This window comes from Pseudomonas paraversuta (assembly GCF_904067025.1).
Lineage (GTDB): Bacteria > Pseudomonadota > Gammaproteobacteria > Pseudomonadales > Pseudomonadaceae > Aquipseudomonas > Aquipseudomonas paraversuta.
In genome coordinates, this window is the sequence record NZ_CAJFDA010000001.1 from 496,295 (window position 1) to 510,839 (window position 14,545).

Genomic DNA, 14,545 nt, shown 5'->3' on the forward strand with positions numbered 1-14,545 from the left:
CCGCCATGCTTAGCCCTTATATGTCACCTGTCGAGCGGGTCTGGTATTACAGTTTGCGCATTCTTTGCGGGCTGATTCTGTTGTTTCTGATCTTGCCGGTGCTGGTGATCATTCCGTTGTCGTTCAACTCGGGCAGCTTTCTGGTGTATCCGTTGCAGGGGTTCTCGCTGCACTGGTATCAGGACTTTTTCGCTTCGTCAGAATGGATGCGGGCCTTGCGCAACAGCATCATCGTGGCGCCGGCGGCCACGGTGCTGGCAATGGTCTTTGGCACGCTGGCGGCCATTGGCCTGACCCGCAGCGACTTCCCCGGCAAGGCGCTGGTCATGGCGCTGGTGATATCGCCCATGGTGGTGCCGGTGGTGATTATCGGTGTGGCCAGCTACCTGTTCTTTGCACCGCTGGGGTTTGGCAACAGCTTCCTGTCCCTGATCGTGGTGCATGCGGTGTTGGGAGTGCCATTCGTGATCATCACGGTCTCGGCCACTTTGCAGGGGTTCAATCAGAATCTGGTGCGCGCTGCAGCCAGTCTGGGGGCTTCGCCTCTGACCGCCTTTCGCCGGGTGACCTTGCCGCTGATTGCGCCGGGAGTCATTTCGGGCGCGCTGTTCGCTTTTGCAACCTCGTTCGATGAGGTAGTGGTCACCCTGTTCCTGGCGGGCCCGGAGCAGGCAACGTTGCCGCGGCAGATGTTCAGCGGCATCCGTGAAAACCTCAGTCCGACCATTGCTGCGGCAGCTACCTTGCTGATCGCGTTCTCGGTGGTATTGCTGCTGACGCTCGAGTGGTTGCGCGGGCGCAGCGAGAAACTGCGCACGGCCCAGGCCTAGTCCTTAGATCCAGCAGGCATCCCACAGGGGGTAATCCCCGATCCGCGTGGCGAGACCTGCGCGGATCGGGTTTTTGACGATATGACGGGCGGCAGCCTTGAGGTCTTCCTCCTGGCGTAATGCTCTGTCGTGATATCCCTTTTGCCATAGACGACCGCTGGATTGAGCGGCTTGATTGATTGCCACGCAACTGCGTGACTTGATCCGGCACATCAGTTCGCCCAGTGTTTTGCTGCGTAATTCGATTAACCAGTGACAATGATCTGGCATGACCACCCAGGCAATAGAGTTGACGATGCCTTCGTCGTGGGCGTCCCTGAGTTGATTGACCAGCAGGCGTCCTGACTGAAAGTTTTCGAATACCGGGCGCCGATTGTCGGTGACTGTTGTGAGCAGATAGATCCGGCCATGTTCTGAGTAGCGACCTTTCAATAGTTGATGACTGCTAAATGAGTGTGGCATTCCTTTGCCCTCATGATGGTGGGTGTTGTTTAACTTAAGACTGCAACACAACAGACGTCTGGTTCTTGGTTCACAAGATATTTCTGGAAGGTTCTTCGGCCCTTTTCGCAGCAGGTTAATGATCGGTTACGGCTCTGTAGTTGCTGCCGAAGGCTGCGATCGGGTGCGAAGCGGCCGTATGAGATGCGTCGTCACGCAGTCAATCATCACCGCCCGGTGTTCGGGGCTCGGGTCGGCGGTATACAATGCGCGCCACCGTGTTTTGCTCACTAAAGGTGCGTTATGCAGCCCTTCGCTATTGCTCCATCGATTCTTTCCGCCGATTTCGCCCGTCTTGGCGAAGAGGTCGACAATGTGCTCGCCGCTGGCGCTGATATCGTGCACTTCGATGTCATGGACAATCATTACGTGCCCAACCTGACCATCGGCCCGATGGTTTGTGCTGCCTTGCGCAAGTACGGCATCACCGCTCCCATCGATGCTCATTTGATGGTCAGCCCGGTAGACCGGATCATCGGCGACTTTATTGAAGCCGGCGCGACTTACATCACGTTCCACCCGGAAGCCACGCAACACGTTGACCGTTCCCTGCAACTGATCCGTGAAGGCGGCTGCAAGGCGGGGCTGGTGTTTAACCCGGCAACGCCACTGGACGTGCTCAAGTACGTGATGGACAAGGTCGACATGGTCTTGCTGATGAGCGTCAACCCTGGCTTCGGGGGGCAGAAATTCATCCCCGGCACCCTCGACAAATTGCGCGAAGCCCGTGCCCTGATTGACGCCAGCGGACGTGACATCCGCCTGGAAATCGACGGCGGCGTCAACGTCGGCAACATCCGTGAGATCGCTGAGGCCGGTGCCGACACATTCGTCGCGGGTTCGGCGATTTTCAATACACCTGACTACAAAGAAGTCATTCAAAAAATGCGCGCCGAGCTTGCGTTGGCCCGTCCATGAGTGGCTTTGAGCAGCTGCTTCAGGGGCAGCTGCCAAAACTGGTGATGTTCGATCTGGACGGAACCCTGATCGATTCGGTGCCGGATCTGGCAGTCGCCGTGGAGACCATGCTGCTCAAGCTGGGCCGCCCGCCCGCAGGTATAGAGAACGTGCGGATGTGGATTGGCAACGGTGCGCCCATGCTGGTGCGCCGTGCTCTTGCCGGCAGCCTGGAGGCTTCGGGGGTCGATGATCCTGAAGCCGAACAGGCGCTGGAAATTTTCATGGACGCCTACGATGGCGGCCATGATCTGACCAGGGTTTACCCTGGTGTACGCGAAAGCCTCAAATGGCTGCAGAAGCAGGGCGTCGAAATGGCGTTGATCACTAACAAGCCCGAGCGCTTTGTGGCGCCGTTGCTGGATGAGTTGAAGCTGGGCCGGTTTTTCCGCTGGATCATTGGCGGAGACACCCTGCCACAAAAGAAACCTGATCCCGCCGCGCTGTTGTTTGTGATGAAAATGGCCGGTGTGGCACCTGAACAGGCATTGTTTGTCGGTGATTCGCGCAATGACGTGCTGGCAGCCAAAGCCGCAGGCGTGAAGTGTGTAGCCCTGAGTTACGGTTACAATCACGGCCGGCCGATTGAAGAAGAGTCACCCGATATGGTGATCGGTAACCTTCATGAGCTTATAGCCGGTTGCTTAGATTCTGCGCCTGAGATAACGTTGGGCAATTCTGTTCACCCCTCTCGAAGAGATTCCATCGTGGTGGTCACTCGCAAACTCTGGATGAAAGTTATCAAGGCCCTGGCCCGTTGGCGTTGGCGCGCCTGACTTGAATCTGGCCGGAGATCCGGCACGTTTGCATACCTGACTGTTTGACCCTCAGACCACGAGGCACCTCATGATCCGCGAAGAATTCCTGCGTTTGGCCGCTGCCGGCTACAACCGTATCCCCCTTGCACGTGAAACCCTTGCTGACTTCGACACACCCTTGTCGATCTACCTGAAACTGGCTGACCAGCCCAACTCCTATTTGCTGGAGTCGGTGCAGGGCGGCGAGAAGTGGGGGCGTTATTCGATCATTGGCTTGCCATGTCGCACTGTACTTCGCGTGCATGAGCAGCAGATCCGGGTGACCCATGACGGCGTCGAAATCGAGTCTCTTGAAGCGGATGATCCACTGACCTTCGTTGAAGAGTTCAAGGCCCGCTACAACGTACCGACCATCGCCGGGCTGCCACGCTTCAACGGCGGGCTGGTGGGCTATTTCGGTTATGACTGCGTGCGCTACGTGGAGAAACGTCTGGGCAAGTGCCCGAACCCGGACCCGCTGGGGGTGCCCGATATTTTGCTGATGGTGTCCGACGCGGTGGTGGTGTTCGACAACCTGGCCGGCAAGATGCACGCCATCGTACTGGTCGACCCTGCGCAGCCTGATGCCTACGATGCAGGCCAGGCCCGCCTTGAGGCGTTGCTTGAACAGTTGCGCCAGCCGATTACGCCGCGTCAAGGCCTGGATTTCACCAGGCAGCAAGCAGCCGATCCGGTGTTCCGTTCCAGCTTCACCCAGTCTGATTACGAAAAAGCCGTCGACACCATCAAGGACTACATCCTGGCGGGCGACTGCATGCAAGTAGTGCCGTCGCAGCGGATGTCCATCGACTTCAAGGCTGCGCCGATCGATCTGTACCGCGCGCTGCGTTGCTTCAACCCGACGCCTTACATGTACTTCTTCAACTTTGGCGACTTCCACGTGGTGGGCAGTTCGCCGGAAGTGCTGGTGCGGGTCGAAGACAACCTGATTACCGTGCGCCCGATCGCCGGTACCCGTCCCCGTGGCGCAACCGAAGAGGCTGACCTGGCGCTGGAGCAAGACCTGCTCAGCGACGACAAGGAAATCGCCGAGCACTTGATGCTGATCGACCTTGGGCGCAATGACACAGGGCGTGTTTCGGAAATCGGCTCGGTCAGGCTCACCGAGAAAATGGTGATCGAGCGTTACTCCAACGTGATGCACATTGTGTCCAACGTCACCGGCCAGCTCAAAAGCGGGCTGACGGCGATGGATGCGCTGCGGGCGATTCTGCCGGCGGGAACCTTGTCAGGTGCGCCGAAAATCCGCGCGATGGAAATCATCGACGAGCTGGAGCCGGTCAAGCGCGGTGTATATGGCGGCGCAGTCGGTTATTTCGCCTGGAACGGCAATATGGACACGGCCATCGCGATTCGTACTGCGGTGATCAAGAACGGTGAATTGCATGTGCAAGCCGGCGGCGGCATTGTCGCCGACTCGGTACCGGCCCTGGAGTGGGAAGAGACGCTGAACAAACGCCGCGCGATGTTTCGTGCCGTAGCGCTCGCTGAACAAACCCCCGCATCCGACGCCTGAGGAGCTTTGCCATGTTGCTGATGATCGATAATTACGACTCTTTTACCTACAACGTTGTGCAGTACCTCGGCGAGCTGGGTGCAGAGGTCAAGGTGGTGCGCAACGATGAGCTGAGCATTGCCCAGATCGAAGCGCTGAAACCTGAGCGCATTGTGGTCTCGCCCGGCCCGTGCACGCCGAACGAGGCGGGTATCTCGCTTGAAGCCATCAAGTATTTTGCCGGCAAGCTGCCGATTCTGGGGGTATGCCTGGGCCATCAGTCCATCGGGCAGGCCTTCGGTGGTGATGTGGTTCGCGCCCGGCAAGTGATGCACGGTAAAACCAGTCCGGTGTATCACCTGGATACCGGGGTGTTCCAGGGATTGAACAACCCGCTGACCGTGACCCGTTACCACTCGCTGGTGGTCAAGCGTGAAACCTTGCCTGAGTGCCTGGAGCTGACGGCCTGGACGCAACACGCCGATGGCTCGGTGGACGAGATCATGGGCTTGCGCCACAAAACGCTGAACATCGAAGGGGTGCAATTCCACCCCGAGTCGATCCTGACCGAACAGGGTCATGAACTGTTTGCCAACTTTCTTAAACAAACCGGCGGCACGCGCTAAGGACTTTATATGGATATCAAGACTGCCCTGAACCGTATCGTCGGTCATCTGGACCTGACCACCGAAGAAATGCGCGATGTGATGCGCGACATCATGACCGGTCAGTGCACCGAGGCGCAGATTGGCGCGTTCATGATGGGCATGCGCATGAAAAGCGAAAGCATCGACGAGATTGTCGGTGCTGTGACGGTGATGCGCGAGCTGGCGGACAAGGTTGAACTCAAGACCCTGGACGGTGTGGTCGACATTGTTGGCACCGGCGGCGATGGTGCGAATATTTTCAACGTGTCCACGGCTTCCGCTCTGGTAATTGCGGCCGCAGGCTGCACTGTAGCCAAGCACGGTAACCGCGCCGTGTCGGGTAAAAGCGGCAGCGCTGATTTGCTGGAGGCCGCCGGTGTGTACTTGAACCTGACGCCCGTGCAAGTCGCCCGTTGTATCGACAGCGTGGGCATCGGTTTCATGTTTGCCCAGTCCCACCACGGTGCCATGAAGCACGCGGCCATTCCGCGTCGCGATCTGGGCCTGCGGACTTTGTTCAATATGCTTGGCCCGCTTACGAATCCGGCCGGCGTAGTGCATCAGGTCGTAGGTGTATTCAATCAGGCGCTGTGCCGACCGCTGGCTGAAGTGCTGCAGCGTCTGGGTAGCAAGCATGTGCTGGTGGTGCATTCGCAAGATGGTCTGGACGAGTTCAGCCTGGCGGCCCCGACCTTTGTTGCGGAACTGAACAAAGGCGAGATTACTGAATATTGGGTGCAGCCTGAAGATTTGGGTATCAAGAGCCAGAGCCTGTTCGGTCTGGTGGTCGACAGTCCGGAACAATCGCTGGAGCTGATCCGCGATGCCCTGGGCCGACGCAAGACAGAAGCAGGCCAGAAGGCCGCCGAGATGATCGTGCTCAATGCCGGGGCCGCGTTGTATGCCGCTGATCTTGCCTACACTCTCAAAGAGGGTGTGGCTTTGGCTCACGATGCGCTGCATACAGGTCTGGCTCGAGAAAAACTCGAAGAGTTGGGTGCCTTTACCGCCATCTTCAAACAGGAGAACCAAGCATGAGTGTGCCTACCGTTCTGGAAAATATTCTGGCGCGTAAAGTTCAGGAAGTGGCCGAGCGCAGCGCTCGTGTGAGCCTGGCCGAACTTGAACGTATGGCAGCTCAGGCTGATCCGGTGCGCGGCTTCGCCAAGGCCATGCTGGCGCAGGCCAAGTTGAAACAGCCAGCGGTCATCGCCGAGATCAAAAAGGCTTCGCCAAGCAAGGGCGTAATTCGCGAGCACTTTGTGCCTGCCGAAATTGCCCAGAGTTATGAAAAAGGTGGCGCTACCTGTCTGTCGGTACTCACTGATATTGATTTTTTCCAGGGCGCCGATCTGTACCTGCAGCAGGCTCGCGCTGCCTGCAAGCTGCCAGTGATCCGCAAAGACTTCATGATCGATCCGTACCAGATCGTCGAAGCCCGGGCATTGGGCGCAGACTGCGTGTTGTTGATCGTCTCTGCGCTGGATGACGTGAAAATGGCCGAGCTGGCTGCCGTTGCCAGAAGCGTTGGGCTGGATGTCCTGGTCGAAGTGCATGATGGCGATGAGCTTGAGCGCGCACTCAAGACCCTGGACACACCATTGCTGGGGATCAATAACCGAAATCTGCACACTTTCGACGTCAGCCTGGAAACCACCCTGGATCTGTTGCCACGTATCCCGCGGGATCGACTGGTGATTACCGAGAGCGGGATTCTCAACCGGGCAGATGTGGAGCTGATGGAAATCAGCGACGTGTATTCGTTCCTGGTGGGCGAAGCCTTTATGCGTGCAGAAAACCCGGGTAATGAACTGCAGCGTCTGTTCTTCCCGGAGCGGGTTGTACAGGTAACGGGCTCTACCCTGGATTAACCGGCGCTCTGCAGGCATCGGTTGCCTGCATCGCAAGACGATTTGGTCGGTGCTGGACAAGGACACCTATGACACTCATCCAGCAACTCAGTGTAGAAGCCGGCCTCAAGGCCGAGCAGGATTTACTGGCTTCGGTATGCGCCGCAGAGCTGGAGGCGGGTGTCTTGTTCTGGCAACCCACGGACCGTGCGCTGGTGATGCCGCGGCGCTTGAGCCGGTTACCGGGTTTCGAGCAGGCCAGTGCAGAACTGGCGGCCAGCGGCTGGCCCATTCTGTTGCGCGAAACCGGTGGTGAGCCTGTCCCTCAGTCAGCAGCGACGATCAATATCGCTCTGGTCTACGCACCGGCGCGTACTGAAGGTGATCAGGGACGTATCGAAACGGCCTATCGACGGTTGTGTGAGCCGATCTGCGATTTACTGACAGAGCTGGGGGGCGTGGCGTCTTTGGGGGAAGTCGAAGGCGCGTTTTGCGATGGTCGCTTCAACGTCAACCTGAATGCGCGAAAGCTGGTGGGAACTGCGCAGCGTTGGCGGCAGAGCCAGGGCGGGCAGCGGCCTGTGGGCCTGGTTCACGGAGCATTACTGGTTGAAAACGAGCGCGACTCGATGGTGGCTTCAGTCAACCGCTTCAATCAGTTATGCGGGCTGGAGCAGCACTGCCGTGCCGAGAGTCATATCGCACTGCATGAAGTGTTTCCTGCGCCCGATTTCTTCGAGCGTTTGAGCACCAGTTACCAACAAATTCTGGTGCCCTTGCTGAAGCCTTAGCGTGTGCCGAACACCACCATGGTTTTCCCTTTGACGCTCACCAGGTTCTGTTCTTCAAGATCCTTGAGCACACGGCCGACCATCTCGCGGGAACAGCCGACAATTCTGCCGATCTCCTGACGGGTAATCTTGATTTGCATGCCGTCGGGGTGGGTCATTGCATCGGGTTGTTTGCACAGTTCCAGCAGGCAGCGGGCCACTCGCCCGGTCACGTCGAAAAATGCCAGGTCGCCGACTTTTCGTGTGGTATTGCGTAAGCGTTGTGCGATTTGGCCGCTGATCGCATAAAGAATTTCCGGTTCTTGCAGCGCATACTCTCTGAATTTCGTGTAACTCATTTCTGCAATCTCGCACTCAGTCTTGGCGCGAACCCATGCACTGCGAGCCTGCTCCTGTCCTGGCTGTTCAAACAGACCCAGTTCGCCAATGAAATCGCCGGGGTTGAGATAAGCAATGATCATTTCTCGACCATCATCGTCCTCAATCACAATCGTGACCGAGCCTCTGATTATAAAAAACAGTGTGTGTGAGTTTTCACCGGCGCAGATGATGTTGTTCTTGGTCTGATAGCGTCTGCGTTGGCACTGAGTCAAAAATTTGTCGAGATTTTTGATTTTTGGTATGGGAGTAAAAGCAACCATTGTTGTATCCCGAAGCATGCACAGTAAGGGTTGTGTCTATTTTTTATATCGCTCTGGCTGGTTGGCGCCAGTGATTTGGCGCCAGCTTAACAGACAGATTCTTAACGGTTGTCAGAATTTTCCTGATGCTCCATGTCGCAATGGATAAAGGCTTCGGTGTGGTGAGCGCTCGGTTTCGGGCGCTGTGCTAAGCTGGCGCCCCTTTTAAATCAGTGGAGTCTGGGCGATGAAGGCACGCATTCAATGGGCTGGCGAAGCCATGTTTCTGGGCGAATCGGGCAGCGGCCACGTCGTTGTGATGGACGGCCCACCCGAGAGCGGTGGTCGTAACCTGGGCGTTCGACCGATGGAAATGCTTCTGCTGGGGCTCGGTGGTTGCAGCAACTTCGATGTTGTAAGCATCCTCAAGAAGTCGCGTCAGGCAGTTGAGAGTTGCGAGGCATTCCTGGAAGCCGAGCGCGCCACTGAAGACCCTAAGGTGTTCACTAAAATTCACCTGCACTTTGTGGTGAAAGGTCGCGGCTTGAAAGAAGCTCAGGTCAAGCGTGCCATCGAACTGTCTGCCGAAAAGTATTGCTCCGCGTCGATCATGCTTGGCGCCGCCGGTGTAGCCATCAGCCATGATTATGAAATCATCGAGTTGGGCTGAGTCGCCATTGCATGCAAGCTGGCGCAGGTTTCGAACAATAAAAAAGGCGGCTACCGGTAGGTAGCCGCCTTTTTTTATATGCTCATGAGTGAATCGCCAGTTCCTGGCGTATTCAAGTCGTGCCGGCAGTCAGATGCGGTAGGTGCTTTTGGTCATGACTTTGGCCATCAGGCTCATGCCGAACTTCACTGGAGCAGGAAAGCGGAACCCGCCGGCATTGAGTGCGGACTCTGCATGTTGCTCTTCATCGATGCGCATCTGTTCAAGGATCGCCCGTGATTTCTCATCTTGCGCGGGCAGTTGCTCAAGATGCTCGTTGAGATGTTTGCACACTTGATCTTCGGTAGCGGCAACAAACCCGAGGCTGACTTTGTCGCTGATTAATCCTGCCGCAGCCCCGATCCCGAAGGACATGCCGTAAAACAGCGGGTTCAACAAACTTGGATGGCTGCCCAGCTGGCGGATGCGCTGTTCGCACCAGGCCAGGTGGTCAATTTCCTCTTCTGCTGCCTGCTCCATGGCTTCGCGCACTTGGGGCAGTTTGGCGGTCAGGGCCTGGCCTTGATACAAGGCCTGGGCACAGACTTCACCGGTATGGTTGATGCGCATTAACCCGGCCACATGGCGACTTGCCTGTTCGTCCAGCGGGTTTTCAGGTTTGACGATGGCCGGCGACGGGCGATGGGGCTGGCCGCTGAACGGCAGCAAGGTACGCAGCGCTGTGTCGGCCTGTAACAGAAGACGGTCAATCGGCGAGTAGTGACGTTGGGTAGTCATGCTTACCTCCGGAAAAAATCACGGCGGTCAGTTTACCCCAATCGGGCGTACAGGGTTTGCGCTGGATCACCGCTGAACGTGGGAGCCGGGCAGCGCCCACGATGGCGTACGGTTTTGCAATCAGCCCGGCGGCCAGTTCATCTGGCGCTGACCCAGAACGTGCATATGAATGTGGTAGACCGTTTGGCCACCCTTTTCATTGCAGTTCATTACCACGCGGAAACCGTCTTCGCAGCCCAGCTCTTTGGCAAGGCGTTGTGCGGTAAACAGGATGTGCCCTGCCAGTAGTTTGTCTTCTTCCTGCAGGTCGTTGAGGGTGCGGATCGGTTTTTTGGGAATGACCAGAAAATGGATCGGCGCCTGTGGGGCGATATCGTGAAATGCCAGCACCTGATCATCTTCGTAGATGATCTTGGCGGGTATTTCACGGTTGATGATTTTGGTGAACAGAGTATCCAAAGCTGTGTCTCCGTGAGTGAAGTCCGGTCCGAGTGTACTCAGGGCAGCGGATTACGCCCAGTCCGGTTAACGCGGGCAATAGGATTTGTTGACCCGGGCGGCTATTTTTCTCGTCATCCAGCGCGAGAAGAAGCGTGGCATACGGGTTATCCAGCGATTGCGCCGGCCCGGAATTATGATCGCCTTGTTTTTCTCCAGCGCGCGTACGGTATAGAGCGCAACTTCTTCGGGAGTCATGGCGCCTTCGCTTTGCTTGACCTTGTCGGCGTTCATTCTGGCCGCGTCGAAGAAACGGGTTCGCGTGACACCGGGGCAAAGTACCGAGACCTTGATCCCGGTTTTCTTTACCTCTTCGCGCAAGCCTTCGGAAAAATGCAGCACATACGCTTTACTGGCGAAATAAGTGCTCAGCCAGGGCCCGGGCTGGAAGGCGGCAATCGAGGACACATTGAGGATTTGCCCGCCGCCCTGGACCGCCATCATGTTGCCGATCGCATGGCATAACCGCGTGAGAGCCAGCACGTTGAGCTCGATCAGGTCTTGTTCGGCGCTCCAGTCATGCGCCAGGAAGGGGCCGCAAGTGCCAATGCCCGCGCAATTGACCAGCAGGTCGATCTGCCGGTCACCTTCTTCGAGCTCAAGTAAAAAGCCGGAAAGACGCAATGGCTCGCCAAGATCACAGGCCCTGAACAGTACCTCTACGCCGAAACGCTGGGTCAACTCCAGCGCAATGCTTTCTAGCGCGTCCCGCTGGCGGGCCACAAGAATCAGGCTGCGACCGCGGCGGGCGAGGGCTTCGGCCAGAGCCAGGCCAATGCCGCTGGAGGCGCCAGTGATTAAAGCGTAACGGGTCATGCTGTTCTCCATCGCAACGGTGCAGTCCGGTGACAATGATGTCCCTGGCGTTAACGCGTTCATTTAGACGCGCAGTCTACAGACTGTTGCTGTTGGCTGCGTTGATCAACGAGTCCTGCAGGCCAAGAGCCAGGCCGATGATCAGGATGAAAAGCCCCAAAACCATCAGAACAATGTTAATCCAGGCCAGGACTTTGACCGCCGTGCTGTTGGGTGGAGGTGGCAAACCGTACTTGTTGGGCCCCGGGGTGCCGGGCATCAACAGCAGCGCAAGGGTTAACACCAGATTGGCCACCGGCACCAGATGCAGCAACAGCATCCATGCGGACCAGTTGAGGTCGTGCAGGCGTTGCGCATTGATTCTGAGATTGACCACGACGAAGACGAGCGTCAGGGTCGCGCCAAAGGTGATGGCCAGAGTGGGGGACACCTTGATCGCAAGCAGGACCAGTAGGGCGACAACGCTGGCGATGAGACCCAGAATCAGGCTCCAGGCCAGCAGGCGCATACGTCCGATCCGTCCGCTGAACCCCAGGGGATCTGGATACGCGTAGTGTTCCTCGGGCGTTTTTTCCAGGCTGAGTTCTGTCATGTCTGCTTCCTTGTCAGGCGGTCATTAGCAAAGAGCCCGCTGTAGTGGGCGGGCCGGGGGAGTATCAGTGATGGGGCCAGTGTCGGGCCAGTTCGCGGGTGAGGCTGTGGGCCTTGCGATATTCCTCTTCCAGACGTGCGATCAAGTGCTCAGTTGTCGGCAGATCGTTAATGCCTCCTGCCCCCTGGCCGGCGGACCATACCGTTTTCCAGGCCTTGGCTTCTTCAGTCAGGGGCTTGAGTTTGGTCTCGCCTTTGCCTTGAAGTGCGTCGAGGTCGAAGCCCGCGCTTTCGAGGCTTTTGCGCATGAAGTTGGCGGGCACACCCGAGACGGCCGGGGTGTGGATGATGTCGGCTGCCCGGGATGCCAGCAGCATGTCTTTGTACGCATCAGGCGCATGGCTTTCCCGGGTGCCGATAAAGCGGGTTCCGAGGTAGGCAAGGTCGGCACCGAGGATTTGCGCGGCGAGAATCTCATGGCCGTGGTTCATGCAGCCGGCCAGCAACACTGTTTTATCAAAGAACTGGCGAATTTCAGCCAGCAGCGCAAAAGGGCTCCAGGTTCCCGCATGGCCACCGGCGCCTGCGGCGACTGCAATCAGGCCATCGACCCCGGCTTCTGCGGCTTTTTCTGCATGGCGTCGAGTGGTGACGTCATGGAACACCAGGCCGCCATAACTGTGGACGGCATCCACGACTTCCTTTGCCGCGCCCAGGCTGGTGATGATGATCGGGACTTTGTGCTCAATACAGATCGCCAGGTCAGCCTGTAGCCGTGGGTTGCTGTTATGCACGATCAGGTTCACGGCGTAGGGCGCGGGATTATCCAGTAAGGCCAGGCCCGCTTCTATTTCCTCAAGCCATGCTTTGAATCCATTGCTATCGCGTTGGTTGAGCGCAGGAAAACTGCCCACAACGCCATTGCGGCAGCAGGCCAGGACGAGTTGAGGGTTGGAGATCAGAAACATGGGGGCTGCCACCACCGGCAGGCGCAAGCATTTTTCGAGTAAAGCGGGCAGTGACATTGGATAACCTCGGTAAATGGCGGGGCGGGTTTAAAAGGGTTTGACCACTGCCAGAATGACGATGGCCAGCAAGAACACTACCGGTACTTCGTTGAACCAGCGGTAGAACACGTGAGAGCGCTTGTTTTCGCCGCGGGCGAAGCGTTTTACCTGGGCGCCACACATGTGGTGGTAGCCGATGAGCAGAATCACCAGTGTCAGCTTGACGTGCATCCAGCCCTGACTGAAGTAACCGCTCGGGTTAAGGCTGATCAGCCAGCCACCGAAAATCAGGGTGGCAATCATTGCCGGTCCCATGATGCCGCGATACAGCTTGCGCTCCATGAGGCTGAATCGCTCCTTGCTCACGGCGTCCTCGCTTTGTGCGTGGTAAACAAAGAGGCGGGGCAAGTAGAAGAGGCCTGCAAACCAGCAGACGATACTGATGATGTGGAAGGCTTTGAGCCATAGATAAAGCATTTTTAGTTATTCCCAGGTTCACGGTAGATCAAATAGTAGTAGTAGAGCGTCCGGGAGTCACCTTGACGGTTGTCGCAGGGGCGCGCTGTCCCTATTATCGTGGGCTTTCCAGTGGGTTCGTTGAGGGGCAGGTTATGGTCAAGGTCGGTATTGTCGGCGGCACGGGTTACACCGGGGTCGAATTGCTGCGATTGCTGGCACAGCATCCGCAGGCTGAAGTGGTTGTCATCACTTCTCGATCCGAGGCGGGCCTGCCTGTTGCCGATATGTATCCCAACCTGCGCGGTCATTACGACGGTCTGGCGTTCAGCGTGCCTGATACGCAAGCCCTGGCTGCGTGCGATGTGGTGTTTTTCGCCACACCCCACGGCGTAGCCCACGCCCTGGCCGGCGAGTTGCTGGAGGCGGGTACCAAGGTGATCGATCTGTCGGCAGATTTCCGCCTGCAGGACGCGGATGAGTGGGCCAAGTGGTACGGTCAGCCCCATGGCGCGCCGGCGTTGCTCGAAGAGGCGGTATACGGCCTGCCGGAAGTGAATCGCGAGCAAATCAAACAGGCGCGCCTGATCGCGGTGCCGGGTTGCTATCCGACTGCAACCCAATTGGGTTTCCTCCCATTGCTGGAGGCGGGGCTGGCGGATACTTCGAGATTGATCGCCGATTGCAAGTCAGGCGTGAGCGGCGCCGGTCGCGGTGCGAGCGTAGGTTCGCTGTACGCTGAAACGTCCGAAAGCATGAAGGCATATGCCGTTAAAGGTCATCGCCATTTGCCCGAAATCCGTCAGGGTTTGCGTCGTGCTGCCGGCAAGGATGTCGGTCTGACCTTCGTACCGCATCTGACGCCGATGATTCGGGGTATTCACTCGACGCTCTATGCCACCGTGGTTGATCGTTCTGTGGACCTGCAGGCTTTGTTTGAACAGCGTTATGCCAACGAGCCTTTCGTTGATGTGATGCCAGCCGGCAGCCACCCGGAAACCCGCAGTGTGCGGGGTGCCAACGTGTGCCGTATTGCTGTGCATCGGCCACAGGATGGCGATCTGGTTGTCGTGCTGTCGGTGATCGACAATCTGGTCAAGGGGGCATCAGGCCAGGCGGTACAGAACATGAATATCATGTTCGGCCTGGATGAGCGCCTGGGCTTGTCCCACGCCGGAATGTTGCCCTGAAAACAGCTGCAAGCTTAAAGCTACAAGCTGT

General features: G+C 57.6%; 18 protein-coding genes. 10 read left to right on the forward strand and 8 right to left on the reverse strand.

Annotated features, from left to right (window positions below; genetic code table 11):
* The first annotated feature begins 5 nt into the window (after positions 1 to 5).
* Positions 6 to 830, forward strand: coding sequence for an ABC transporter permease (locus tag JQ848_RS02315; RefSeq protein ID WP_003444486.1), 825 nt, complete (start codon positions 6 to 8; stop codon positions 828 to 830).
* 3 nt (positions 831 to 833) lie between these two features.
* Here the strand turns inward: JQ848_RS02315 and JQ848_RS02320 are convergent, their stop codons facing one another.
* Positions 834 to 1,292 carry an REP-associated tyrosine transposase gene (locus JQ848_RS02320; RefSeq protein WP_003444484.1) on the reverse strand — a complete coding sequence of 153 codons (459 nt, stop codon included), beginning with the start codon at positions 1,290 to 1,292 and terminating at the stop codon, positions 834 to 836.
* 282 nt (positions 1,293 to 1,574) lie between these two features.
* On the opposite strand from JQ848_RS02320, the gene rpe reads away from it, so the two are divergent.
* The 7 genes from rpe (at position 1,575) to JQ848_RS02355 (ending at position 7,889) form a co-directional block, all read left to right on the forward strand.
* On the forward strand, positions 1,575 to 2,249 hold the full coding sequence (rpe, locus tag JQ848_RS02325) for a ribulose-phosphate 3-epimerase (RefSeq protein ID WP_003444482.1): 675 nt from the start codon (positions 1,575 to 1,577) through the stop codon (positions 2,247 to 2,249).
* The gene (locus JQ848_RS02330) at positions 2,246 to 3,064 is read left to right on the forward strand and encodes a phosphoglycolate phosphatase (protein WP_003444480.1); all 819 of its coding nucleotides are present in this window, start codon (positions 2,246 to 2,248) and stop codon (positions 3,062 to 3,064) included. The genes rpe and JQ848_RS02330 overlap by 4 nt, the downstream gene beginning before the upstream one ends.
* Before the next feature lie 70 nt (positions 3,065 to 3,134).
* Positions 3,135 to 4,622, forward strand: coding sequence for an anthranilate synthase component I (trpE, locus tag JQ848_RS02335; protein ID WP_003444478.1), 1,488 nt, complete (start codon positions 3,135 to 3,137; stop codon positions 4,620 to 4,622).
* Between the two features lie 11 nt (positions 4,623 to 4,633).
* Positions 4,634 to 5,227, forward strand: coding sequence for an aminodeoxychorismate/anthranilate synthase component II (locus JQ848_RS02340; RefSeq protein ID WP_010656639.1), 594 nt, complete (start codon positions 4,634 to 4,636; stop codon positions 5,225 to 5,227).
* 9 nt (positions 5,228 to 5,236) lie between these two features.
* Entirely contained in the window at positions 5,237 to 6,286 is a 1,050-nt protein-coding gene (gene trpD / locus JQ848_RS02345) for an anthranilate phosphoribosyltransferase (RefSeq protein ID WP_003444474.1), read from the forward strand.
* On the forward strand, positions 6,283 to 7,119 hold the full coding sequence (trpC, locus tag JQ848_RS02350) for an indole-3-glycerol phosphate synthase TrpC (protein ID WP_202210232.1): 837 nt from the start codon (positions 6,283 to 6,285) through the stop codon (positions 7,117 to 7,119). Before trpD ends, trpC begins: the two co-directional genes overlap by 4 nt.
* A 68-nt stretch (positions 7,120 to 7,187) precedes the next feature.
* Positions 7,188 to 7,889 carry a lipoate--protein ligase family protein gene (locus JQ848_RS02355; protein WP_010656638.1) on the forward strand — a complete coding sequence of 234 codons (702 nt, stop codon included), beginning with the start codon at positions 7,188 to 7,190 and terminating at the stop codon, positions 7,887 to 7,889.
* Here the strand turns inward: JQ848_RS02355 and crp are convergent.
* Positions 7,886 to 8,530 carry a cAMP-activated global transcriptional regulator CRP gene (gene crp, locus JQ848_RS02360; protein ID WP_202210233.1) on the reverse strand — a complete coding sequence of 215 codons (645 nt, stop codon included), beginning with the start codon at positions 8,528 to 8,530 and terminating at the stop codon, positions 7,886 to 7,888. The two genes, JQ848_RS02355 and crp, sit on opposite strands and share 4 nt — an antisense overlap.
* A 226-nt stretch (positions 8,531 to 8,756) precedes the next feature.
* On the opposite strand from crp, the gene JQ848_RS02365 reads away from it, so the two are divergent.
* On the forward strand, positions 8,757 to 9,179 hold the full coding sequence (locus tag JQ848_RS02365) for an OsmC family protein (RefSeq protein ID WP_003444470.1): 423 nt from the start codon (positions 8,757 to 8,759) through the stop codon (positions 9,177 to 9,179).
* A 129-nt stretch (positions 9,180 to 9,308) separates the two neighbouring features.
* Here the strand turns inward: JQ848_RS02365 and coq7 are convergent, their stop codons facing one another.
* The 6 genes from coq7 to hemJ form a co-directional block, all read right to left on the reverse strand.
* On the reverse strand, positions 9,309 to 9,956 hold the full coding sequence (coq7, locus tag JQ848_RS02370) for a 2-polyprenyl-3-methyl-6-methoxy-1,4-benzoquinone monooxygenase (protein ID WP_003444469.1): 648 nt from the start codon (positions 9,954 to 9,956) through the stop codon (positions 9,309 to 9,311).
* A 120-nt stretch (positions 9,957 to 10,076) separates the two neighbouring features.
* A complete protein-coding gene (locus tag JQ848_RS02375; RefSeq protein WP_003444467.1) occupies positions 10,077 to 10,415 on the reverse strand; it encodes a histidine triad nucleotide-binding protein in 339 nt (112 codons plus the stop codon).
* 66 nt (positions 10,416 to 10,481) lie between these two features.
* The gene (locus JQ848_RS02380) at positions 10,482 to 11,270 is read right to left on the reverse strand and encodes an SDR family NAD(P)-dependent oxidoreductase (protein WP_010656637.1); all 789 of its coding nucleotides are present in this window, start codon (positions 11,268 to 11,270) and stop codon (positions 10,482 to 10,484) included.
* Between the two features lie 76 nt (positions 11,271 to 11,346).
* Positions 11,347 to 11,862: a DUF805 domain-containing protein gene (locus JQ848_RS02385; RefSeq protein ID WP_127197090.1), complete on the reverse strand. Its 516-nt coding sequence runs from the start codon at positions 11,860 to 11,862 to the stop codon at positions 11,347 to 11,349.
* A 64-nt stretch (positions 11,863 to 11,926) separates the two neighbouring features.
* Positions 11,927 to 12,886: an NAD(P)H-dependent flavin oxidoreductase gene (locus tag JQ848_RS02390; protein ID WP_003444464.1), complete on the reverse strand. Its 960-nt coding sequence runs from the start codon at positions 12,884 to 12,886 to the stop codon at positions 11,927 to 11,929.
* A gap of 30 nt (positions 12,887 to 12,916) precedes the next feature.
* Positions 12,917 to 13,345 (reverse strand): protoporphyrinogen oxidase HemJ, encoded by a 429-nt coding sequence (gene hemJ / locus JQ848_RS02395; RefSeq protein WP_003444463.1) that lies wholly within the window; start codon positions 13,343 to 13,345, stop codon positions 12,917 to 12,919.
* A gap of 134 nt (positions 13,346 to 13,479) precedes the next feature.
* On the opposite strand from hemJ, the gene argC reads away from it, so the two are divergent.
* The gene (gene argC / locus JQ848_RS02400; protein ID WP_003444462.1) at positions 13,480 to 14,514 is read left to right on the forward strand and encodes an N-acetyl-gamma-glutamyl-phosphate reductase; all 1,035 of its coding nucleotides are present in this window, start codon (positions 13,480 to 13,482) and stop codon (positions 14,512 to 14,514) included.
* The last annotated feature ends 31 nt before the right edge of the window (positions 14,515 to 14,545 follow it).